The sequence below is a fragment of the Nocardia sp. NPDC088792 genome (assembly GCF_044750615.1).
Classification (GTDB): domain Bacteria; phylum Actinomycetota; class Actinomycetes; order Mycobacteriales; family Mycobacteriaceae; genus Nocardia.
The window spans coordinates 1,354,381-1,376,520 of record NZ_JBIVKC010000002.1 but is presented as its reverse complement, the minus strand read 5'-3'; the positions used below and the strand labels follow the sequence as shown (position 1 = coordinate 1,376,520).

Sequence of the window (22,140 nt, the reverse complement as noted above, 5' to 3'; positions counted from 1 at the left end):
TCAGCTTCTTGGTGGTGCTGAAGCACCGCGGGTCCGAGCCCGGCAACGATCCCAGCCGCAAGCCCTGTGACGACGGCGAATGTTCCGATACGCGTTCCATCGTCGCTCCAGGTGACCGACGATCCTGACTAACCTTCGGGCGGTGGTCACGGGTCGACTCTGGCTACGATCGCTAGTTATGTGTTTTGTGGAGATCGGTCGAACTCTCGGCGGCCTGGCGTGACGAAATCTGATGAGGCTGTGGCGGATCCGATCGCGCCGGTCGAAGAAAGGGCACGCACCAGTGGCGGCCGGTTCGAGTTTCTGGATGCGCTTCGAGGGTTGGCAGCCGTGGCGGTAGTGATCGGGCATTGCGCGGAGTTGGTGTGGCCGGGCTACGCACGGTTCTCGGCGGCGGACTTCGGGGCCGGCCAGTTCGGCGTTTTCGTCTTCTTCCTCGTCAGCGGCTTCATCATCCCCGCATCATTGGAGCGGGGCCGGTCGCTGGGCGCGTTCTGGGTAGGCCGGTTCTTCCGGCTGTTCCCGCTGTTCTGGATTGCCCTGATCGCGGCGATGATCCTGCATTCCGTAGGCCGGTACAGCCTGCCACCGGCCTTCACGGCCAATTTCGGCTGGCACCTGGCCACGAACTTCACTATGGCGCAGTTCTTCCTGGGCACGCCCGATACCCAGGTGCTCATCCCCGGCTGGACACTCTCTTACGAGCTGGTGTTCTACCTGTTCGTATCACTGCTGTTGATCGGCGGGCTCAACCGCCGATCGGTGCCGCTGGCCGTGCTCGCCCTCGGGTCGATTCTCTTCGCCGGAATCGGCCTGCCCATCGCGATGGTCAACGGCGCCGACGCGAACCTCATCACTCGCCTGCTGGTGGCGCTCGCGACAGTGGCGGTCGCGGTCTTCTTCGCGCGCCGGGCGGCCACCAGACGCTCGGCCATCACCGCGGTCCTGCTCGCCGCCATCGCAATCCCGTTGGTCCTCAACCAGCCCGGCCCGTCGGGATACTCCGCGGTCATCTTCGCCACGATGTTCGTCGGCACGGTGCTCTACCGGATGACGGCCGGCGAAATCACTCCCAAGCTCGGCTGGCGAGTCTTCTGGCTCGCCGTATTCGTGATCCTCGGCCTCAAACTTCTCCAACTACACCCCACTGTGGATCCGGCAACCGGCGCCTCGGTCACCTGGCGTAAGGAAGCCTTCACTCTGATCGCCGCCTACCTGCTCTTCGCGGCGGCACTGCAACTGCGCCGGCACTCCTTCCCACGCCCCCTGCTTTTCCTGGGCCGAATCAGCTTCTCGCTGTACCTGATCCACCCCCTCATCCTGAAGGCCGTGCCGCACTGGACAGTGCCGTTCGCCGGCATACCCGCCACCTGGCTCACCTGGTCCAGCTGGATGATCGCCGCGATCGCCCTCGCCACGTTGACCTACTACGCGATCGAGAAACCCTTCCACACCCTCGGCCACCGAATGATCGCCAAGATGGACGCACCTTGAAAGGCCTTACGGATGGCCTCCCTGCTGTCCACCGGTCACGCCGTCGCGGTCGTGGACGACGATCAGCACCTCCGCGCGCTGCGGTGAGATGGACCGCAGGCGGTGTGGTGTGTCGGCGTCGAAGTAGAGGCTGTCGCCCTCGTTCAGGGTGATGACATTGCCGGGGATGGAGACTTCGACGGCGCCCTTGTGGACGAAGACGAACTCGTCGCCGTGATGCTCGGTGTGGTCGGCGACCGGCTCGGTGCTGGGCGTGACGATGAAGGGCTGCATCGCCTTTCCGACGATCTGGGTGGCGAGCAGCTGATAGTGCGCCGGTCCGGTGGGCGCGAGTTCGGGGCGGTCGGCGCTGCGCTCGACGGCCATCAGCTCGCTGCGATCGGGATTGTCCGAGAAGAGCTGGCCGACATCGGCGTTCAGCACGTGTGAGATGCGCAGCGCCACCGCGATGGACGGGGTGCTCAGTCCGCGTTCGATTTTCGAGAGATAGCTCTTTGTCAGGCCCGTGCGCTCGGCCAGGGCGTCGAGCGACAGGCCCGCTCGGCGGCGATGCGATCTCAGGAACGCGGCCACATTCACTCCTTGTCGTTGTGCGCCGGGGTTGCGCGTCAGGAAACTCAGGGTATCTTGATGACACAAGGTTTCCTATCGAGTACTTCGTGTCTTCAAAGGAGCTGGGCCGTTGGCTACCACGATGAACCTGGGCAAATCCGAACTGATGGCGGCCGCGGAGCAAGCCATGCGCACCGAATTCCGCACCGACGACTGGACCGATCGGCAGAAGATCGCACTGACCTGCCGCGCGCTCTCCGACGCCGGACATGACTCGGGGCTGGCCGGCCAGATCTCGGCGCGCGGGCAGGCGCCCGGCACCTTCCTCACCCAGCGGCTCGGACTGGGCTTCGACGAGATCACCGACGCCAACCTGCTGCTCGTCGACGAGGACCTGACGGTCCTGGAAGGCGCGGGAATGGCCAACCCGGCCAACCGCTTCCACAGCTGGATCTACCGGGCCCGGCCCGACGTGAACTGCATCGTGCACACCCACCCGCTGCACGCCGCGGCACTGTCGATGCTCGAAATCCCCTTACAGGTCTCGCAAATGGACATCGCGCCCCTCTACGACGACTGCGCGTTCCTGCCCGACTGGCCCGGCGTGCCGGTCGGCAACGAGGAGGGCGAGATCATCTCCGCGGCCCTGGGCGGCAAGCGGGCCATCCTGCTCGCCCATCACGGGCAGCTGGTGGCCGGCTCGACCATCGAAGAGGCGTGCTCGCTGGCGCATCTCATCGAGCGCGCCGCGCAACTCCAACTGCTCGCCATGGCGGCGGGCGAGATCAAGCCGCTGCCGCCCCGGCTGGCCGAAGAGGCGCACGACTGGACCCTGCGGCCCAAACGGAGTGCGGCGAACTTCGCCTACTACGCGCGCCGGGTACTCCGGCGTCATCCAGATGTGTTCGCGCAAGACAATTCGGAGTGAGCAATGCCTGCAACTGTTTCTGGAATCGTGGCGTACCCGGTGACGCCGTTCTCAGGCGACGGGGACAAGATCGACGCCGCGGCCCTGCGCATCCTGATCGATCGAATGATCGACGCCGGGGTCGAGGCCATCGCACCGCTCGGCAGCACCGGTGAGAGTGCGTATCTGGACGACGACGAATGGACCGCGGTGGCGAGCGAAGCCGTCGGGCACACCGCCGGGCGGGTCCCGACCGTGGTCGGCGTGTCCGAGCTGACCACCGCGGGCACCATCAAGCGCGCCCGGATCGCCGAGAGCTGCGGGGCCACCGCGATCATGGTGCTGCCCATCTCGTACTGGAAACTCACCGAAAACGAACTGCGGCAGCACTTCACCGCGGTGGCGGAATCGGTGGGGATTCCGGTGATGGCCTACAACAACCCGGGCACCACCGGCATCGACATGTCACCGGAATTCCTGGTCGGGCTGGTCGCCGAGGTCGAGAACATCACCATGATCAAGGAATCGACCGGCGATATCGCGCGCATGCACCGCATCGTCGAATTGGGTGGCGGGGAAATTCCGTTCTTCAACGGCAGTAATCCGCTGGCGCGCAGTGCCTTCCAAGCCGGCGCTGCGGGCTGGTGCACGGCCGCACCCTGTCTGGTGCCGGATCAGGTGGTCCGGTTCTGGAAGTTGCTGCGGGACGGTGAGATCGAGCGCGCCGATGAGCTGTTCGCCCGGCTCGAGCCACTGTTGCGCATGCTGGTCAGCCGTCCCTTGCCCGCGACGGTGAAGGCCGGTCTGCGCTCGCTCGGCTACGAGGCGGGCGATCCGCGGCCGCCGCTGCTGGCGCTGGAGACCGGACTCGCCGAAGAATTGGAGATCCTCGTCGAGGCCGTGCGCGACTGATCGCGCGGCCCGAAGATCGAAAATATGGCCCGCCGTTGCGAATTCGCTCCACGCAACGGCGGCCTTTCGGCATGTTCATATTCGATCGAATAACGAAAAATGCTGCGTGAGATCCTATTTACCATTCTTTAACGGCTGGCTGCCTGCGTGAAATGCGATATCGCCACACTCGTGTGTGCCAGATATTCCGGGGGAATGAGCAAGGAAATCGCATGAGCTACACAGAAATTCAGCCGGCGGCCGCGGCGGCCCCACCCCCTGCCGGATTGCGGGCCGGAGCACTGGGATTCCCGGCGCTGCTGGCCCAGTCGGTGGCACTGATCTCACCGACCATGACCGCGGCCCTCATCATCCCGCTCGCCTTCGCCTCCGCCGGTTCGGGAACCTGGATGGCGTACCTTTTCGGCACCGGCATGCTGCTGTTCGTCGCCTTCAATCTCAACCAGTTCGCCCGGCGTTCCACCTCGCCCGGCTCGATGTACGCCTACGTCGGACGCGGTCTGGGACCGGTCAGCGGGGTGCTGTCGGGGTGGACGCTGCTCTGGTGTTATCTGTTCATCGGCATCGCCGGAATGACGGGATTCACCATATTCGGCCGGGAACTATTGAGCCTCATGGGAATTCACACCGCTATTCCGTCGGTCGTCTTCTTCGTCGTACTCGGGGCGATCGCATGGGCGCTGGCGGTCAAGGATGTCCGACTGTCCTCGATGCTCACGCTGGCCCTGGAGGGCATCTCCGTACTGTGCATTCTCGCGCTCGCCGTCGTGGTGGTCTTCGCCCACGGAATTCACGTCGATACCGCCCAATTGTCACTGCACGGCACCTCGGCGCGCGGCATGAGCCTCGCCGTCGTCGCCTGCATCTTCAGCCTCGTCGGATTCGAGAGCGCCACCGCCCTCGGCGGCGAGGCCCGCAATCCGCTGCGCAATATTCCGCGCGCCGTGGTCTGGAGCCTGGTCATCGCCGGACTCTTCTTCGTGGTGATGAGCTACGTCGAGGTCTACGGCACCCGCAACTCCAGCGCCACCCTCGACACCCTGGCCATGCCCCTGAACACCCTCGCCGACCTGGAAAGCGTCGGCTACTTCAAATTCCCTATCGACCTGGGCGCCACCATCAGCTTCTTCGCCCTCTCCCTGTCCTGCCTCAACGCCGGCGCCCGCCTCATCTACCCCATGGCCCGCCACTCGCTCTTCCCCGCCCCCCTCGGAAAAGCCCACGCCGCCAACGCAACCCCCGCCCCCGCGCTGACCGCCTACATCGTGCTGATGGTGGCAGTCCCCGCCATCTCGTCCTCTCAAACCGACGTCCTCACCATCTTCAACGACGCCGGCACCCTGGCAGCCTTCGGTTTCCTCCTGGCCTACTTCATGATCGCGGTCGCCGCCCCGATGTACCTCCGAAAACTGGGCGACCTCACCCGCCGCGCGACGCTGATCTCCGCCCTGGCCTTCGTCTTCCTCCTGGTCCCCACCATCGGCAGCTTCTACCCCCTCCCACCCTGGCCGATAAACCTCTTCCCCTACCTCTTCCTCACCTACCTCCTCCTCGGCGCCGCCTGGCTCTACCTCTCCACCCGCCGTCACCCCGGCATCCTCACCCAAATAGAAACCGACCTCGAATCCCCCGCCTGACCCACCGCTCGCCGAAACCGCCCGCAGCTTTATCCGAAGCCCCGGGCGGTTCTCATACTGTGGACCTGATGCGACGTTGCTCGAATCAAGGTGCCCTGACTGCGGTTTCAGGGCAGTCGGTCGAGGAAGTAGCGGACCCGTGCGGCTTCGTTGCTTCCGGTGGTTGCCAAGCGCAGCAATGAGAAGTGGTAGCGCCGACAGATCTCGTTCTTCATTGCATCACGTGCGAGCTGCTTCGGATCCGCCTCGTGGGTGCGGAAGCCGTCCACCTCGATGGCACAGATATTGGCGTTGGTGATCCGGTTGTAGAGGACGAAATCGAATGACGCTCGGCGCCGGACGAATTCGCGGTGTCGGTCGTCGAGCTGGTCCAGGCCGCGCGGGAACACATGCTGCAGGAAAACCTGTGGATGTATCGCCAGATGGTTGTAGCCGGGTTCGGTGAGCACGCTCTGCAGCATCGTGAGTGCGATGTCCTCCGATGGAAACTCGGTACGCCCCCAACCGATATGCGGGTGCGCACGCTGCCGCTCCTCGCGGTCGGTATACAGCAGGTCGAAGATCGATACCACATCGCTGTCGACGACGGCGTTGTTCGGATCCCGATATCGGATGTAGCCGATCAGATCGCGCAGGTGCCGGCTCTTCGGCAGTTCGGAAGGGTGGGTCACCAGGACGAACAAGCGCATTGCCCGGGATACGGCCACATTGATCAATTTAGGATCGTCGGCGAATTCCAGAGCTGCCCGGCTGCTCGGGGTGTCGTCCAGCACCGTGGTCATGACGACCGCGTTCTTTTCCCTCCCTTGGAATTTGTGCACGGTATCGGATTCGATGGAATCGATCAGGGCATCGGTCGCCTTGTCGGCCTGACGGCGGTACGGAGTGGTGACCCCGACCTCATGTGGCGGTATGTCGGCGGATAGCCAAGGGAGGACCTCATGCCGGATCACGTCGATCTCGCGTTCGTTGCTGCGTCCCTTCGACTTCGGGTCGTCATCGCCGTGGATGCGGCGCATGTGGTTACCGGAGGCGGTCCGCACCACGGTCATCGGAGCGAACTTCGTGGCGCTGCGCGTATACGGAATCAGCTTGCCGTCGTAGAACTTCCGATTGCAGAACTCGATGATGTCCGGATCGCACCGATAGTGTTCCCGCAGCATCACCCGGGGCACCTGATCGCCGTAACGATCGATGATCGAGGACAGGACGCTGCGCCGGTAGTCGAAAACCGGATCGGGTGCCGGCGGCGCATCGGCGAGCTCCTTCGTGACCGGCGGGAGCTGTTCGAGATCACCGACAACGATGAGGTTCCGCGCACATGCCAGGACCGGGCCCACCGTCACCAGATCCACCTGTGATGCTTCGTCGATGATCAGATAGTCCAGGAAGGCCGAGCGTCCGATGCTGTTCTGCAGTGAATGGCAGGTGCTCAGGATGAGCGGATAGTCGTGGGTGAACTGTCCGAACTTCTGCCGATACCGCCGGTCGTAGATGATTCGGGTCGTTGAGCCATACCTGGCACACAACGCATCGTGAAGCAGCTGTTTGGACAGCTGGGCCTGGTCTGCCGACAATTCGTCGAACCTTTTGCCCTCCAATGTTTTGCTCAGCTGCTCGACTCGCCGCTCGAGCTCATCGATCTTCTTCTCGTAGTACAGCCGCTCGATCCGTAGCACGACGTCGATATCGCCGGCATCGACCTTGCGGAGCGCCCGGTACTTGAAGTAGCGGTTCATCACGTCGACCACCCGGCCCCAGCCGCCATCACGGGCCCAACGCGGATCAGTGGCATCGATGAAGTCGAGCAGTTTTCCCGCACTGTAGCGACGCAACAGCGGCAGATCGTCGACTTCTGGTACCTCACCGCGTTCGAAGAACGACTGAAAGTGCCTCTGCTCCAACTGATATCCGTGCAGCTGATGCCGTAGCTCGGCGCGCAGCCGATCCTGCTCCTGTAGCGCGGAAAGCCGCCGATTCACCTTGCCGAGCTGTTCCGCGGCATCCCGAACGGGTGCCGAACCGGCACGCAACATCGCGTCGACCACACCATTGCGCGGTCCCTGTGCGGCAAAGAACTCGTCCCGCTTGTCGGCGCGTCCCAGGTTGGCCGCCACCATCCCGAAGCCTTCCTTGGTCAGCTTCTCGAAAACATTGTCGACAGCGGAGTTACTGAACGACACCACCCCCACGGTCGTGCCGGGCCGGCAGATCACCGAGGCAATGATGTTGAGGATCGTCTGCGTCTTCCCGGTCCCGGGCGGGCCGTCGATCACCGAGATCGGATACCGCAACGCATTGAGCACTGCCGCACTCTGACTGATGTTGGTGCGGAACGGATATACCGGTAGCGGCATCGCGTCGTCCGGCCTGGGCTCGATCGGGGCCTGTTCGAGGATGTGGGCCAACGCGCTTTCAGCGTGAATGAAGTTCAGGTTCCTATGATTTCGGAGTAGCACACCGGAATCGCCGGTCAGCTTCTCGGCCACCGTACGCCAGTACGCCAGGACATCACGGGAGTGCGAGGTGATCACTGCGTTCGGCAATGCCTGCACTCGATCGGCTTCGTAAGCGCTCCATTCGCCCTTGCTGTTCATCACATGCCACCACGATCCGACCTCCGGTGGCCCGGTGAAAAGGTGCGCCTCGGTCGCGTTCGCCGCGGATCCGTCCACGAACAACAACACATTCGGTCCCAGCGGAACCGGCGCCGGCCGTTCGAGGACTGCCAGTCGGTCCCACCCGAACCAGTAGTCCTTGGGCTTCCCGAACCGTACCCGCGCCTGCGTCGATCGTGGTTCGAAGGCGCTGATCTCCAGCGTCTTGTCCTCGGGAACCGCGTCCCCCTTCCGGCGGATGATGACCGCCACAAACCGTGGATCGAGCATCGCGTCCCCTCCCTGCCGCTACTGCCACAAGAAGCGTACAGAGCGATTGCCTGCGGCGTCTTCCATTGTGGCACTGCACCTTTAGGGATCGGCGCCGGTCGTGTCAATTGCTCGCTGATCCGAGGATGGGTCCGTTGAAGGCCATGAAAGCGACTGCAAGTGAGGAAAATTCGGGCATTGTTGGAGTGGGTGAGGCAACGCCGAACGTGACCGAAACGGGGGATTTGGTGCGGGTGAATGTCACAGTCGACGGCGCGGACAGCGAGTGGACCATTGCCTTCAGTCGAGCTGATCACGAGCTTCTGGACGTGATGAAGAAGGCGGTTCCGGGATCCAGTCGGCGCTGGGAAAGAGCCGATTCCCACTGGCGGATCACTGCCGACGTCCAGGTCATGGTGGACCTATGTACGGCATTGGAGCAGCTCGGGGCATCTGTTGCCAAGCCGGACATACTGTCCCAACGTCGTCCCGACGACGACGGTCATAGTTCCGCCGAATACTGGGAACGAAAGTACCGATCCATGGAAGAAGCCGCCCGCTGGCAGCATGGGCGGATCCAGGAACTCGAAGACGAGCGCGATGGTCTCGAGGAGCGGCTGAGGGTGGCAACGATGCAGTCGACGGTGGTGGAGGGCTGGGCGGAAATGCTGTTAGCCACTGTCGGGCCAGCCCTGCGTGAGTCCGTCTTCAAAGCTCTCACAAAGTGCCTGCACCCCGATGTCTCGGGGGAGGACCGGACGTGGCTGAAGCAGCATCGCACCATGCTGCAGCAGCAGTTGAACGCCGCTCGGGACAAAGCGCGGCGGGAATAGCCGGAGTACCGCATACATCGAGAAGTACGCACCGTCTGCATAGACCTGAAGTCTCGAAGTCCACCGAGTCGTTCGAAATCGCCCCGTGGCTTCCTCCGAAGGCACGGGGCGATCTCACGGTTGCCGGAATGGTCAGGCGCCGAAGTCCTTTCGGTGATCGGCGGCCCATTCGGCCAGGGTGCGGCCGGGCTTGCCGGTCACGGTGGTGGCGGGGCGTACGCGGTCGGGGGTGGTGGCGGTGTCGCTCCAGTAGTCGAGGAGCATCTTCATGATCGGCTGGGGGATGAATTGCGCCATCTCGCTGCGGAATTCGTCGGCGGTGATCTCGATCAGGGGGATCTCCCGGCCGATCGCCGCCGCGAGTGTGGTGACCTGCTCGGCGCGAGTGAGCGCCTGGGGGCCGGTGATGGCGATGATCTGCCCGAGGTACTCGTGGGAGAGCAGCGTCTCCGCGGCGGCCTCGGCCACGTCGTATTCATGGACCGGCGCCTGCGCCGATGCCAGGTACGGCGCTCGGATGGGTGCGCCCGAGCTGATCTGCCAGCGCCATTCGAGCAGGTTGTTGGCAAAAGTGCCGGGCCGCAGGATCGTCCACGCGTCGCTGCGATCGGTGACGGCGGCTTCGATGGCGCTGTGGTGCAACTGACTCGCCGAGCCGTGGTCTCGGGGGAATTCCATTGCCGCGGCGAGCGAGGACAGGACCGTGAACCGGTGTACGCCGGCGGCAACGGCCGCGTCGAGGAAAACGTCGATCCCGCGTGCCGGGAACACGAACACCCGGTCGACACCCTCGAACACCTCCGCTCCGAGAGTCGACGCATCGGCAAGATCACCCACGACGACATCGACCCCCTCGGGCAGGTTCGCATCCTCAGGCTTACGGGTCAGCGCCCGAACCGAGGCTCCGCGGGCGAGAAGGGTATCGACGAGGTGGCGTCCGACGGCGCCGGTAGCGCCGGTGACGAGAACGATCGGGCGGGCGGTGCGAATCTCTGTGCTGCTCATGACCTGAATACTTCCGATAAAGCCCAGGTCCCCACATCACGAGAATTCGTTATTTCAGGGCGTCCCCGAAACGAGAACCGCCCGTGACCTCGGCTGAGGTCACGGGCAGTTCTTCGGATGTGGAGCTAAGGGGAATCGAACCCCTGACCTTCTCGATGCGAACGAGACGCGCTACCAACTGCGCTATAGCCCCGCGTAGTCCGTTTCCGGCTGCGCTCGAAAACCTTATCAGGTGGGCGGGGGAGTCGCCGAATCGGCTGGTTATGGGCGGTTTTTGCAGGGTCGGGCCGTGGATGCGACGGGGTATTCGGAGTTGACGGGGGAGTGGGAGGGGCTGGTACGAGGATGTTGGCGGGGTTCGCCGTGGCCGGAGCTGGGGTGGGCTGCATGCCCTGGAGAACGAGACGTCCGAATTTTGGGAGGCCGCGGTACGACGGGTGCGCGCGGCTTTGGAAACGTTCGGCGATCAGGCCGGTTCGCTGTAGGACTCGACCACGCGTAGAAACAGGTCCACGCGTTGCACTCGGGCCGCGGTACTGTCCGGTTCCATCAGGCATTGGGTCAGCGTTCCGTCGTGAACGGCGATCAGCGCCCGCCCCAATGCCACCGGATCCGGCACCCGCCGGCCCGCGCGCCGCAGCAACGACACCACTACCGGGGTGAGCGCGCCGCTGATGGACTCCTCGCGTGCCACCATCACTCGTCGCAGCGTCGGATTGCGTAATGCGTGCGCGGTGAATTCGGAGGTGATGCGAAACCATTTGTCGTCCACCGGAACCGCGTCGAGCACATGCTCCACGCCCTGCCGGGCATCCCGGATCTCGAGGTCCGCGTCCAGCACCGCTGTCAGCTGTTCCAGCATGCGCGCCGACCGCTGCTCCCACATGGCAAGGAACAGTTCTTCCAGGGTGGTGAAGTTCGAATAGAACGCTCCACGCGTGAATCCCGCCCGTTCGCAGATCTGTTCGACCGTCGTCCGCCCCAGCCCGTCCTCCGCGAACGCGTCGAATGCGGCCTCCAGCAATCGTTCCCGAGTTGCGGCCCGCCGCCGCTTCACTCGCGCCTGACCGGCGGCCGCGCCGTCACCGGACGGCAGACTCGGAGCGAGCGCGTCGCCCGAGCCGACGCTACCGCCATTGGTGGAGTTATCGGCCCTGCTCACGACCGCATCGTATCCGGTCCCCCGCCCCACCGGATGCGACGGCCGCGCCGCGAAGGTCATCGCTGCTCTTCTCGGTCAGGCGTGATCCAGACCGGCGGCCACTTTGGCGTCCACCAGCACGGCCTCCAGCATGGCGGGGGTGAGACGGCCGGTGAAGGTGTTCTGCTGGCTGGGATGGTAGGTGCCGAAAAGGTGGAGTGGCCTGCGGTCGGGCCGAATGGGAGCGAGGTCGTATTGTGCGCCGTGGGTGAAGCGCGGCCTGGGTTTCGGTATTTCCCAGCCGGATTCGGCGAGGACGGGGAGCAAGGCCTGCCAGCCCCAGCCGCCGAGCACCACGATCGCGCGCAGGGTGGGGGCCAGCAGGTCGAGTTCGGTGACCAGCCAGTGCCGGCAGTTGTCGCGTTCGGCGGGTGTGGGTTTGTTGTCGGGCGGGGCGCAGTGCACGGGCGCGGTCATCCGGGTGCCGAGCAGGCGCAGGCCGTCGTCGGCGCTCAGGCTGGTCGGCCGGCTGGCCAGTCCCGCCGCGTGCATGCAGGCGATGAGCACGTCCGCGCTGCGGTCGCCGGTGAACATGCGCCCGGTCCGGTTGCCGCCGTGCGCGGCCGGAGCGAGCCCCACCACGAGCAGCCGGGCGTCGTCCGGACCGAATCCGGGAACCGGTTTGCCCCAGTAATTTTCGTCACGAAACGCGGCGCGCTTGTCGTGCGCGACCTGTTCCCGCCATTCGACCAGGCGCGGACACGCGCGACACGCGATGAGCTGGGCATTCAGCTCGGCAATTGTGCGGCACACGCTTCGACTCAACCACACGGGCCGACTTCCCGGCCTGATGCGGCCGGGTGTCGGTGGGAGAGCATACTGAGCGCCGGTAGCCGAGAGTTTGCAATTACGAAGGGAACCGGCCCGGATGAGTGATCTGGTCGAGCTCGGCACCGCCGTCGACGCGGCCCAGCGCATCGGAAATATGGTGGGTGTGTTCGCATTCGGCGTGTCCGGTGCGCTGCTCGCCGTGCGGCGTCGTTTCGACGTGGTCGGCATCGCGGTGCTGGCCGTCGCGACCGCCACCGGCGGCGGCATCATCCGCGATCTCGTCATCGGCAGCACGCCACCGCAGGCGTTCGTGCGGCTCTCCTACGGCGGGGTCGCGCTGCTGTCCGCGGCGCTCATCTTCTTCTGGCATCCGCCGGCCCGGGTGATCCGCACGCCCTTGAATATCGCCGACGCCATCGGCCTCGGAATCTTCTGTGTCACCGGCACCGTCACCGCCTATCAGCACGGCATGCAGGCCACGTCCGCGGCGGCGCTGGGGGTGGTGACCGCGGTGGGCGGCGGTGTCATCCGCGATGTGCTGGCGGGTGTGACGCCGAGCGTGCTGAGTGACGGTGAGCTCTACGCGGTTCCGGCCCTGCTGGGTTCCGCGGTCACGGCGATCCTGCTCGCCAATGGTCAATACACGTACTGGACAGGCGGTTTGGCGGGTGCGGGCGCGGTCCTGCTGCGCCTGATCGCACTCCGCCGGCACTGGCACGCCCCGATGGCCCGCCCGCACCGCCGCCGCGACTCCGACTCCGATCAGGCCCCGCCCGCATAGTCCGGATTGCTCCGGCCGGATCCGGTGTAGTCCCGGTCATATCCGGTCCGGTGCGGCGGCAGTCGTGTCGCCCGGCACGGTAGGGGGCGATTGATAGCATTGCGAAGGCCGGACGGACAGGCCGTGAATCACACCTCGAGAGAGTTCCTTCCATGCAGTTCGAGATCGTCGAGCGGGACGAGACGTGGGTTGCCGGGTTGCCCGTGCGCAGCCCCAAGCGTGCCCTCGGGGAACTGCGCGATCACGAACTCGAAGTGGCCTGGGCCGCGGTCCTGCATCAGGAACTCGGCGGCCCGCTGGCCTCGGCCTACACCGACTACGCGGCCGAACTGGGCACCTACAACACCCAGATCGTCGGCTACCAGTGCGGCTCCTTCGACCGCGTCACCCGCGGGCACGTGGTGGCCCGCCTCCCGCGCGGCACCTACGCCAAGTTCTCCTCGGTCGGTAACTTCCCGCAGGTGATGACCGATCTGTGGACCCAGATCGCCTACGCCGAAGAGCACAACCACATCCGGCGCACCTACAGCGGCGACTTCGAGTGCTACCCCCACGCCTACAAGATCGACCTGTACCTGGCGGTAGAGCCCTCATGACCTATTCGATCGTGGTCCGCTCCGGCGGCGTCTACGGCGGCCTGGTCGTGCCCCGCGTGCGCCCCAGCTTCAAGGTCAGCAACAGCGAGCTCATCGAGTTCCTCCGCGACCGCCTGCGCGACCGCGGCGAATCCGACCTCCCCCTCGCCACCGTCTACGTCCCCGACCCCGCGGGCAACTACAACGTCCTCGTCTCCTACGAGTACAAATCCCCCCACGACGCCCCCGTCGGCGACGTCCTCATCCGCGTCCCCAAGGGCGTCTACGCCCGCTTCCGCCCCAACGGCGACTACCACGACCCCGCCGAGGACGTCTGGGCCCAAGTCGACGACGCCACCGCCTCCGCCGAGATCACCCGCGCCTACCGCGAGGAGATCGAGATCTGGTCCGGACCGTCGGAGTTGGAGCTCTTCATCTCGATCCTGGTGTGATTGCTGACCGGTTGCTGAACGAGAACCAACCGGTCTTGTCAGTATGTTTCATGCCCGTTAGTAATGGTTTGACCTGGGGCACTTTCCGGAGGGCTATCCGGGTTTCGAGGGATTTGCCGGATACCTGGACAATTTGTGTCACCTGACGGATACTCCCCTAGGTGCCAAGCCCAGCACGGCCGATGCATGACCGTATCGGGTGAGGAACGCGGTAAATAGTGCGCAGCCGCTGTAGTGGAGTGGAAATTTATGGCAGTCGAACCGATCACGCACGTCCCGGCGGAAGGGCCTGGTGACGGCATGTTTCAATCTCGGGATCCGCAGTCCGGCTACACATTCTTGATCGGCCCGCCGCAGGCGGATCCCCGACTGTGGCACATGTGCATGGACGGGGCCCTCGAGGTTTACCGGCAATTCGGTACCGAGGACGCGCTCGAGTACGACGACGTGATCGACGGCCGATCGACGACTCTGTTCGGCATCGCGCTGGACGCGGACGGCAGGGCGATGGCCGGGATGCGTGTCTCGGGACCTTACAAGCACATCGACGAGGTGCACGCGGTAGCGAGCTGGGCAGGTCTACCCGGTGAAGGCGCGTTCCGGCGGTTGGTCGCCGACCAGATTCCGGAAGGCGTGATCGAAGGCAAGGCGGGGTGGACCGCACGCGACGCCGAGAATCGCTCGGTGCTGGCCGACTGGATCGCCCGGGCCTACGTCCATTCCATGGCTCTACTCGGCGTGCGGTACGAGGTCGGCGTGGCGCCTGAGCATGCGATGCGGTGTTACCGCAGCAGCGGCGCGAATGTGGCGTGGTGGATACCGGCGTCGTCCTACCCGGATGAGCGCTACCGCACCGTGCCGCTCTGGTACGACCTCCAGAGCTATCGGTCGGTCGCGACGGAATCGCAAGTGCGGCTTATGGATGCGGAATTTGCGGAATTCATGGCAGGCGACCGGAGGCTCTCGACCGGCTGGAACCGGAGCGAGGAACTAGCGTAACAATGGCCGACGATCCCTCCAGAGCTGGTGAATACCGCCCGATACTGCTCGATGAGTCGAATCCCGAGGATGCCGCGCAGCTTGCGGTATTGCGCAATGATTCGGCCATAGAGTTTTCCGATTTGCGAGATTTGCTGCGCGCGGAATTCGCCGGTCTGGTCGCTCCGCCCGAATTGTCGGAAGGAGTGGAAGCCGAACGCTGGGCCTATTATCCGTGGCGGCGTGCAGTCCTCGGGTTGCCCGGCCCGCAACTACTGCGCATCGTCCGGCTCGACCGCAATCGAAACAACCTCACCTACTCCGAACAGGAGCAGTTGAGCACGCTGTGCGTCGGGGTGGTCGGGCAGAGCGTCGGTCATTCCGTTGCGTATGCCCTTGCGCTCGAAGGTATTTGCGGGCGGCTGCGGCTGGCGGACTTCGATACCATCGAGCTCGCCAATCTGAATCGCATCCCGGGCACACTGTTCGATATCGGCTCGAACAAGGCGGTGGTCACTGCCCGGCGTATAGCCGAGCTGGATCCGTATTTGCCGGTGGAGGTTTTCCCCGCAGGCATCGACGACGAGAACCTCGATGTCTTCCTTGCGAATCTGTCGGTCGTCGTGGAGGAATGCGACTCGTTCGACATCAAGCTGGCGGTGCGCGAGGGTGCTCGCCGTTACCGGCTGCCGTTGCTGATGCAGACCAGCGACCGAGGCCTGCTCGATGTGGAACGGTTCGACTTGGAGCCTTCTCGGCTGCCGTTCCACGGGCTGATCGGTGACACCAGCGTCGCCGAACTGCGTGGACTGTCCATCAGGGAGAAGGCACCGTACCTGATTCGCATCCTGGATGGCCGCAATCTCTCCAGCCGTGCCGCGGCCAGCATGGTGGAGATCGGCGAAAGCCTCAACAGCTGGCCACAACTCGGGTCCGAGGTACTGCTCGGCGGCGCCGCGGTCGCGACAGCGGTTCGGCGGATCGGCCTGGGTCAGAAGTTGCCGTCCGGGCGTACCCGCATGGATCTGGAACGCAGCCTGGACGAGATCGCCGAACCGGATCACGCCGAGGAGCTGGTGTGGACCGAGCCCGTGCTCGATGAACCCGTTCCGGCGTCCGGCATCGAGGCCGTGTTGTTCTGCGCTCAGCGCGCACCCTCGGTGGGCAACGCGCAACCATGGACCCTCGGTGTCGATGGTGCGGCCATCACGATTTCCCTTGCGCTGGAACGCTCTTCCCTCTTGGACGTCGCAGGTCGTGGTAGCGCGCTGGCGGTGGGGGCGGCGCTGTACAACGCACGGGCCGCTGCTTCCGCGTTGGGCATGCTCGGCGAGAGTACGTTGCGTTCCGAAGGTGCGGGGCAGCTGGAGGCGGTCCTGCGGCTGGGTGCCGGTTCGGATCCGGCCCTGGCTCGTGACTATCCGGCGGTGCTCGCGCGGCACACCAATCGGCGTTTCGGGACCGGTGCGCCGGTTCCGGCTCAGGTTCTCGAATCCTTGTCCGGCATTGCCACAACCGCAGGCGCGGAACTCCGGACAGTGACCGAACGCGCCGATATCGACGAACTTGCCTTGCTGCTCGGAGAGTCCGACCGGGCTCGCTACCTGACTCCCCGCATGCATCGGGAGATGCTCTCCGAACTGCGGTGGCCGGGTGACGATTCCAGGACCGGGATGGATCTGCGTGGGGTGGACCTCGCTCCCGACGAACTGGCCAAACTCGAGATCAGCCGCCGCGCCGATGTGATGGCGCTGGTTCGTGCGTGGTCGGGCGGTAACGCGCTGGGCGAGTCGACCCGTGGACGGGTGCGTACGAGTTCGGCGGTGGTCGCCGTGACGTTTCCTGCGCCCCCGCTGGACGGTTCGGCCGAATTGGTCGCGTATGCGCAGGCCGGGGCGGCGGTAGAGCAAGTGTGGATCGAGGCCGAACGGCATGGGCTTGCGGTGCAGCCCGTTTCTCCCGCCTTCTTGTACGTGCGACGTCCCGAGGAACTGGATACGGTTTCCCCGGAGTTCGCCGATACACTAACGTCAGTTCAGGGCCGCTTCCTGAACCTGTTGGGAGTGCCTGAGAACCAGACAGTGGCAGTGGTACTTCGCCTCAGCTATGCGGCGGCCGTCACGGTTCGGAGTAGGCGACTTCCGACCCCGGACGCGGACACCCGCGGCTAACGCGATCGGAGATTAGGGTGCCTCGGCGAACGCTCGACTCACTGGTGACCCAGGTCGCCTCCGAGTTGATGGCGGTCGACGTCACGACCATGGCGGCGGCGAGTGAGCGGGTGCTCTCCTGGCTGGTCACGCATTTCGATGTCGATTTCAGCTTTCTGCGGTTCACCGACCTGGCGAAGCGCGCGTCGATCCTGATCGCGGAATGGCCGCCGCGACCAGCCGCCGCCGATCCGGAACTGCTGCGGGTGACGTACTTCGACAAGACCAACTCGGTCTTCGCGCTGCTCGAACACGCGACCGAGCCGATGATCGTCCGGCACAGCCCCGAGTACCCCGATTACCAGCGGTTCATCGAGGAATCCACCGGATTCTCCGATGTTTCCGCGGCGGCGGTTCCGCTGGTATCGCGTGATGTATCTACCGGGGTACTCGGGTTCATCAAGGTCGGTGACCGCGAGTGGAGCACCCGGGAAATCAATGTGCTCAAGGCGATTGCCGCGCTGTTCGCCCAGTTGCAGGCGCGTGTGGAAGCCGAGGAGCGGCTCAGATACATCGCTATGCACGATGACCTGACCGGATTGGCGAATCGGCGGGCGCTGCTCGAGCATATGGAGGAACGGCTACAACACGGGAGTCCAGGGCCGGTCGCGGCGTTCTTCCTGGACCTCGATCGGCTCAAAGCGCTGAACGACTTCCTGGGGCATACGGCGGGTGACAATTTCATCCGGACGCTGGCTGCGCGGTTGCGGGATAACCTTGACGAGGGCGATGTGATCGCGCGGCTGGGTGGGGACGAGTTCGTGATCGTGCCGGCGAAGCCGATGGATGCGGCGGCGGCCGAGTTGGAGGCGGCGCGGATTCAGCAGTTGATCAGTCAGCGGGTCACGGTCGGGGAGGAGAGTGTGAGTCGCGGGGCGAGTGTTGGTGTTTCCCTGGGGATTCCGGGGGAGACCACGGTCGCGGATGTGCTGCGGCGGGCGGATCATGCGTTGTTGTCGGCGAAGTCGAGCGGCGGTAATGGGGTTGCCGTGTTCACCGATGCGATGCGGGCGCAGTTCGAGTTGCAGGATGATGTGGAGCTGAATCTGCGGGGGGCGGTTTCGGACGGGTCGTTGCTGCTGCACTATCAGCCCGAGGTGGATTTGCGGACGGGGCGGGTGGTGGCGCTGGAGGCGCTGGTGCGGTGGCAGCATCCGACGCGGGGGCTACTACCGCCGGGCGCGTTCGTCGGCGTCGCGGAGGCCACCAATTTGGCTGGTGAGCTGGGGCGTTGGGTGATTCGCTCGGCGTGTGAGCAGTTCGCGCAGTGGCGGCGGCGCGGGCTGGCCTCGAATGTTGTCATTCGGATCAATGTGTCGCCGGTGCAGTTGGTGAGTCTCGATTTCGTGGAGACCATGGAGGGGATACTGCGCCGTTTCGGGATCGACGGCAGTTCGGTGTGCCTGGAGATCACCGAGCATGTGGTGGTGCAGGATCTGGCGCGCACGCAGGTGACCTTGCGTGGCCTGAAGCGGATGGGCGTGCAGATCGCCATCGACGACTTCGGGACCGGGTATTCGTCGCTGTCGCATCTGAAGGCGCTGCCGGTGGACGCGGTGAAGATCGACCGCGGGTTCGTGCAGCGGCTGGGCGCCAGCGCGGATGATCTGGCGATCGTGAAATCCATTGTCGGGCTGGCGGGTTCGTTCGGTCTCGGCGTGGTGGGCGAGGGCGTGGAGACGACGGTGGCGGCGCGCACGCTGGTGGCGCTGGGCTGCTATCGCGCGCAGGGCTTCCTGATCGCGCGGCCCATGCCGGCCGAGGAGGTCGAGCCGCATCTGGCGGCCGGGCGCATCGCCCTGGATCTGGATCTGCCGGGTTCGGGTGGCCGGCCCGCACATCCTTGAAGATGCGTCTACCTCGAACGTTTGAGCTTTTCGGGTGCACCGGAAACTTCCCGCATCCTCGAGAAACAGGAGCCGAATCGGTGTGCTCTCGCGTCGCGAACACTTGTGTTCGCGTAGTAGCGTGCGTGCAGACAGGGTTGTCGATGGAGGGACGGGGTTCGGCGTGCGTGATCGTGGCCTGAGCGGCAAGAAGACTTTGATAACCGGCGCGGCCAGCGGCATCGGCCGGGCTACCGCGCTGGCGGCGGCGCGCAAGGGCGCGCGGCTGGTGCTCACGGACGTGAACGCCGACGGACTTGAGGCCACCGTCGAGGAGGTGCGGTCCGGCGGTGGGGTGGTGGAATTCGCGCAGGCCTTCGATATCAGCGACTACGACGCCGTCACCGGCTTCGCGAAGCAGGTGCACGAGCTGCTCGGCCCGCTCGACGTGGTCATGAACATCGCCGGCGTCTCCACCTGGGGCACCGTCGAGAACCTGGAGCACCGGCACTGGAAGCGCATGGTGGACGTCAATCTCATGGGCCCGATCCACGTGATCGAGAACTTCATCCCGCCCATGATCGAGGCGAAACACGGTGGCGCACTGGTGAACGTGTCCTCATCGGCCGGGCTGATGGCCTTCCCGTGGCATGCCGCCTACAGCGCCAGCAAGTTCGGCCTGCGCGGCGTGTCCGAGGTGCTGCGGTTCGACCTCGCCCGGCACGACATCAGCGTGCACCTGGTGGTGCCCGGCGCGGTGGACACCCCGCTGGTGCAGACCGTCGACGTGGTCGGCGTGGACCGGGACGATCCGCGGATCCAGGCCTGGATCAGTCGTTTCCGGCGGCATGCGAAGTCGGCGGACGATGTCGCGGACAGCATTCTGCGCGGTGTGGAGAAGGGCACCTTCCTCATTCACACGCAGTTCGATATCCGCTTCGGCTACTGGTGGGCCCGCAAGTTCGCCTGGCCGTACGAGTTCGCCATGCGCCGCGCCAATGATCTGTTCACCACGTTCCTGCCGCGGGAAGAGCGCGAGCGCGCCGATACCCGGGGGTGAGCGCGGGCTGATACCCGGGAGTGATGGGCCGCTCGGCCGGCTCGGCCGAGCATCGGTGGTATGCGAATGCGCGTCACCGCTTTTCAGCTCGCCCTGGCCGCCGGGGCGGTCACCCTCATTGCCGGGACCCTCTGGTTCGCGCCCGTGCGCGCGGCCACCAGCCTGGACTGGCACGCCTGTCCGGAGGATGCCGGGACGGAATGCGCGAGCCTGACCGTCCCGATCGACTGGTCGCATCCGGCCGGCGACACCATCGATATCGCGGTGGCGCGCAAGAGCACCTGGAGCGAGGATCGCATCGGGACGCTGATCGAACTCCCCGGCGGGCCCGGCACCTCGGGTGTGGACACACTGCTGCACGGTGACCGATTCTCACCGGACCTGCACGCGCGCTTCGACATCGTGAGTTTCGATCCGCGCGGCGTGCGGCGCAGTCACCCGCTGCGCTGCGATGCGGGCCTGAGCGCCTGGCCGAATCTGCTGCCGGACGCCGGCGGGTCGATCGACGATGTGCATTCCTACGCAAGGCGACTCGCCGACAGCTGCCGCCGCGACACGGGCCCGCTGCTGGATCACCTGGACAGCGCCGGTGTCGCCCGCGATGTCGATGCGCTGCGGCATGCGCTGGGCGAGGACAAGATCACCTTGTACGGCCGGTCGTACGGCACCATGGCAGGTCAGGCGTATGCCGAGCGGTTCCCGGATCACCTGCGCGCCATGGTCATCGACAGCGTCGACGACCACAGCCTCGACGGCCCCGCCTTTCTCGCGGCCGAAGCGCGCGCCGGCCGGGACACCTTCGGCGAATTCGTCTCCTGGTGTGACCGGGACACCGCATGCTCCCTGCACGGCACGGATATTCGCGCCCGCTACACCGCCCTGTTCGATCGCGCCGAACGCGGCGGCCTGCGCGATCCGCAGCATCCGGATCGCCCGCTGGCCCCGCTGGTTTTGAGCCGCAATGTCACGGCCCGCCTCTACCAACCCGAATGGCCCGCCCTTGCCGATGACCTCCGCACCCTCGGCGATCAACCGCAGCAGCCGAATCTGCCCTTCCCGCAACCGGAGCCGACCGGCGTGCCGACGGTGATGTCCGAGCTCATCGCCTGCTCCGACTGGTCCTTCGACATCCCCGATCAAGCACGCTGGCAGCAACTCTGGGCAGACCAGAACACCAACGCGGGCACCCTGCGCGCCTATTTCGCCTGGGCCGCAGGCAGTCTGTGCTCCGGCTGGCCCACCCCACCCGGCAATCCGCCGCATCTTCCCACCGTGGCCGGCGCACCCCCGATCCTGGTCATGAACAGCATCCACGACCCCGCAACCCCGTACGAGTGGGCCACCGCGGTGACCGCGCACCTCCCGGGCGCGGTCCTGCTCACCTATGACGGCTGGGGCCACGGCATCTACGGCCGCAACCCCTGTACGACGACCACCGGTGACCGCTACCTGATCCACCTGACCACGCCCCCACCCGGTACGCACTGCGCGGTCTAGCTGCTGTTATCCGGTCAGGCGGTCGGGGCGTTGCAGGTTTTGTGGTCGGCGCAGTTCTCGGCGGCGTGCAGGTCGAGGACGCGGGCGCCCGGGCCTTCGTCGCCGAGGTGGTCGTGGGCGTTGACGAGTTTGCAGGTGCCGAGGGAGAGGCAGCCGCAGCCGATGCAGCCGGTGAGGTTGTCGCGCAGGCGGATCAGTTGTTCGATGCGCTCGTCGAGGTCGGTGCGCCAGGTGGTGGAGAGGGTTTCCCAGTCGCGGCGGGTGGGGGTGCGGCCCTCGGGGAGGTTGTCGAGGGCATTGCGGATTTCGCTGAGGGGAATTCCGACACGCTGTGAGATGCGGATGAACGCGACCCGGCGCAGGGTTTCCCTGGGATAGCGGCGTTGGTTGCCGCTGGTTCGGCGGGCTGTGATCAAGCCCTCACGTTCGTAGAAGTGCAACGCGGACACGGAAACTCCGGCCCGCTGGGCCAGCTGACCGGGCGTCAGCTCCTTCGCCTGCCAGGACGCGGTCTGCATACCTCAACAGTAGTCGAGGTTTTTCCCCGGTGCGAATTGCATGCCATCTTTGCCCCGGGGAACT

19 protein-coding genes and 1 tRNA gene are annotated in these 22,140 nt (G+C 65.3%); 13 read left to right on the top strand and 7 right to left on the bottom strand.

What is annotated here, in order from left to right:
• Positions 1–180: 180 nt before the first annotated feature.
• On the top strand, positions 181–1,494 hold the full coding sequence (locus tag ACIP5Y_RS15560; protein ID WP_400350657.1) for an acyltransferase family protein: 1,314 nt from the start codon (positions 181–183) through the stop codon (positions 1,492–1,494).
• A 6-nt stretch (positions 1,495–1,500) separates the two neighbouring features.
• On the opposite strand, the gene ACIP5Y_RS15555 is transcribed toward ACIP5Y_RS15560, so the two are convergent.
• Positions 1,501–2,067, bottom strand: coding sequence for a helix-turn-helix domain-containing protein (locus tag ACIP5Y_RS15555; RefSeq protein WP_400350655.1), 567 nt, complete (start codon positions 2,065–2,067; stop codon positions 1,501–1,503).
• Positions 2,068–2,176: 109 nt separating this feature from the next.
• On the opposite strand from ACIP5Y_RS15555, the gene ACIP5Y_RS15550 reads away from it, so the two are divergent.
• The 3 genes from ACIP5Y_RS15550 (at position 2,177) to ACIP5Y_RS15540 (ending at position 5,502) form a co-directional block, all read left to right on the top strand.
• A complete protein-coding gene (locus ACIP5Y_RS15550) occupies positions 2,177–2,974 on the top strand; it encodes an aldolase (RefSeq protein WP_400350653.1) in 798 nt (265 codons plus the stop codon).
• 3 nt (positions 2,975–2,977) lie between these two features.
• The gene (locus ACIP5Y_RS15545; protein WP_400350652.1) at positions 2,978–3,865 is read left to right on the top strand and encodes a dihydrodipicolinate synthase family protein; all 888 of its coding nucleotides are present in this window, start codon (positions 2,978–2,980) and stop codon (positions 3,863–3,865) included.
• Between the two features lie 212 nt (positions 3,866–4,077).
• Complete coding sequence (locus ACIP5Y_RS15540) at positions 4,078–5,502, top strand: APC family permease (protein ID WP_400350650.1); 1,425 nt, start codon at positions 4,078–4,080, stop codon at positions 5,500–5,502.
• Between the two features lie 107 nt (positions 5,503–5,609).
• Here ACIP5Y_RS15540 and ACIP5Y_RS15535 read toward each other — a convergent pair whose 3' ends face one another.
• Positions 5,610–8,390, bottom strand: a complete 2,781-nt coding sequence (locus tag ACIP5Y_RS15535; RefSeq protein ID WP_400350648.1) for an AAA domain-containing protein — start codon at positions 8,388–8,390, stop codon at positions 5,610–5,612.
• Between the two features lie 134 nt (positions 8,391–8,524).
• Here ACIP5Y_RS15535 and ACIP5Y_RS15530 point away from each other — a divergent pair, with 134 nt between their 5' ends.
• A complete protein-coding gene (locus ACIP5Y_RS15530) occupies positions 8,525–9,202 on the top strand; it encodes a hypothetical protein (protein WP_400350647.1) in 678 nt (225 codons plus the stop codon).
• Between the two features lie 132 nt (positions 9,203–9,334).
• On the opposite strand, the gene ACIP5Y_RS15525 is transcribed toward ACIP5Y_RS15530, so the two are convergent.
• The 4 genes from ACIP5Y_RS15525 to ACIP5Y_RS15510 form a co-directional block, all read right to left on the bottom strand.
• A complete protein-coding gene (locus ACIP5Y_RS15525) occupies positions 9,335–10,207 on the bottom strand; it encodes an SDR family oxidoreductase (protein WP_400350646.1) in 873 nt (290 codons plus the stop codon).
• A gap of 120 nt (positions 10,208–10,327) precedes the next feature.
• Positions 10,328–10,400: transfer RNA gene (locus ACIP5Y_RS15520), tRNA-Ala, on the bottom strand.
• 273 nt (positions 10,401–10,673) lie between these two features.
• Positions 10,674–11,264 (bottom strand): TetR/AcrR family transcriptional regulator, encoded by a 591-nt coding sequence (locus ACIP5Y_RS15515; protein ID WP_400351293.1) that lies wholly within the window; start codon positions 11,262–11,264, stop codon positions 10,674–10,676.
• Between the two features lie 180 nt (positions 11,265–11,444).
• On the bottom strand, positions 11,445–12,161 hold the full coding sequence (locus ACIP5Y_RS15510; protein ID WP_400350645.1) for a uracil-DNA glycosylase: 717 nt from the start codon (positions 12,159–12,161) through the stop codon (positions 11,445–11,447).
• Positions 12,162–12,276: 115 nt separating this feature from the next.
• Here ACIP5Y_RS15510 and ACIP5Y_RS15505 point away from each other — a divergent pair, with 115 nt between their 5' ends.
• From ACIP5Y_RS15505 to ACIP5Y_RS15470, 8 genes are all read left to right on the top strand, one after another.
• A complete protein-coding gene (locus tag ACIP5Y_RS15505; protein ID WP_400350643.1) occupies positions 12,277–12,960 on the top strand; it encodes a trimeric intracellular cation channel family protein in 684 nt (227 codons plus the stop codon).
• Positions 12,961–13,112: 152 nt separating this feature from the next.
• Entirely contained in the window at positions 13,113–13,556 is a 444-nt protein-coding gene (locus ACIP5Y_RS15500) for a GyrI-like domain-containing protein (protein WP_400350642.1), read from the top strand.
• Positions 13,553–13,987 carry an effector binding domain-containing protein gene (locus tag ACIP5Y_RS15495; protein ID WP_400350640.1) on the top strand — a complete coding sequence of 145 codons (435 nt, stop codon included), beginning with the start codon at positions 13,553–13,555 and terminating at the stop codon, positions 13,985–13,987. Before ACIP5Y_RS15500 ends, ACIP5Y_RS15495 begins: the two co-directional genes overlap by 4 nt.
• A gap of 384 nt (positions 13,988–14,371) precedes the next feature.
• A complete protein-coding gene (locus tag ACIP5Y_RS15490; RefSeq protein ID WP_400350638.1) occupies positions 14,372–14,986 on the top strand; it encodes a hypothetical protein in 615 nt (204 codons plus the stop codon).
• A 2-nt stretch (positions 14,987–14,988) separates the two neighbouring features.
• The gene (locus ACIP5Y_RS15485) at positions 14,989–17,136 is read left to right on the top strand and encodes an Rv1355c family protein (protein WP_400350637.1); all 2,148 of its coding nucleotides are present in this window, start codon (positions 14,989–14,991) and stop codon (positions 17,134–17,136) included.
• A gap of 68 nt (positions 17,137–17,204) precedes the next feature.
• Complete coding sequence (locus tag ACIP5Y_RS15480) at positions 17,205–19,022, top strand: putative bifunctional diguanylate cyclase/phosphodiesterase (protein ID WP_400351292.1); 1,818 nt, start codon at positions 17,205–17,207, stop codon at positions 19,020–19,022.
• 163 nt (positions 19,023–19,185) lie between these two features.
• Positions 19,186–20,061, top strand: coding sequence for an SDR family oxidoreductase (locus tag ACIP5Y_RS15475; protein WP_400350636.1), 876 nt, complete (start codon positions 19,186–19,188; stop codon positions 20,059–20,061).
• A 60-nt stretch (positions 20,062–20,121) separates the two neighbouring features.
• Positions 20,122–21,558 (top strand): alpha/beta hydrolase, encoded by a 1,437-nt coding sequence (locus ACIP5Y_RS15470; protein ID WP_400350634.1) that lies wholly within the window; start codon positions 20,122–20,124, stop codon positions 21,556–21,558.
• Between the two features lie 14 nt (positions 21,559–21,572).
• Here ACIP5Y_RS15470 and soxR read toward each other — a convergent pair whose 3' ends face one another.
• Complete coding sequence (soxR, locus tag ACIP5Y_RS15465; RefSeq protein ID WP_400350632.1) at positions 21,573–22,076, bottom strand: redox-sensitive transcriptional activator SoxR; 504 nt, start codon at positions 22,074–22,076, stop codon at positions 21,573–21,575.
• Positions 22,077–22,140 lie beyond the last annotated feature (64 nt).

Coding starts and splice junctions, on each gene's coding strand:
- ACIP5Y_RS15545 (WP_400350652.1), top strand. CDS start 2,978: ATGCCTGCAACTGTTTCTGGAATCGTGGCGTACCCGGTGACGCCGTTC.
- ACIP5Y_RS15540 (WP_400350650.1), top strand. CDS start 4,078: ATGAGCTACACAGAAATTCAGCCGGCGGCCGCGGCGGCCCCACCCCCT.
- ACIP5Y_RS15535 (WP_400350648.1), bottom strand. CDS start 8,390: ATGCTCGATCCACGGTTTGTGGCGGTCATCATCCGCCGGAAGGGGGAC.
- ACIP5Y_RS15525 (WP_400350646.1), bottom strand. CDS start 10,207: ATGAGCAGCACAGAGATTCGCACCGCCCGCCCGATCGTTCTCGTCACC.
- ACIP5Y_RS15505 (WP_400350643.1), top strand. CDS start 12,277: ATGAGTGATCTGGTCGAGCTCGGCACCGCCGTCGACGCGGCCCAGCGC.
- ACIP5Y_RS15500 (WP_400350642.1), top strand. CDS start 13,113: ATGCAGTTCGAGATCGTCGAGCGGGACGAGACGTGGGTTGCCGGGTTG.
- ACIP5Y_RS15495 (WP_400350640.1), top strand. CDS start 13,553: ATGACCTATTCGATCGTGGTCCGCTCCGGCGGCGTCTACGGCGGCCTG.
- ACIP5Y_RS15490 (WP_400350638.1), top strand. CDS start 14,372: ATGGACGGGGCCCTCGAGGTTTACCGGCAATTCGGTACCGAGGACGCG.
- ACIP5Y_RS15485 (WP_400350637.1), top strand. CDS start 14,989: ATGGCCGACGATCCCTCCAGAGCTGGTGAATACCGCCCGATACTGCTC.
- ACIP5Y_RS15480 (WP_400351292.1), top strand. CDS start 17,205: ATGGCGGTCGACGTCACGACCATGGCGGCGGCGAGTGAGCGGGTGCTC.
- ACIP5Y_RS15470 (WP_400350634.1), top strand. CDS start 20,122: ATGCGAATGCGCGTCACCGCTTTTCAGCTCGCCCTGGCCGCCGGGGCG.
- soxR (WP_400350632.1), bottom strand. CDS start 22,076: ATGCAGACCGCGTCCTGGCAGGCGAAGGAGCTGACGCCCGGTCAGCTG.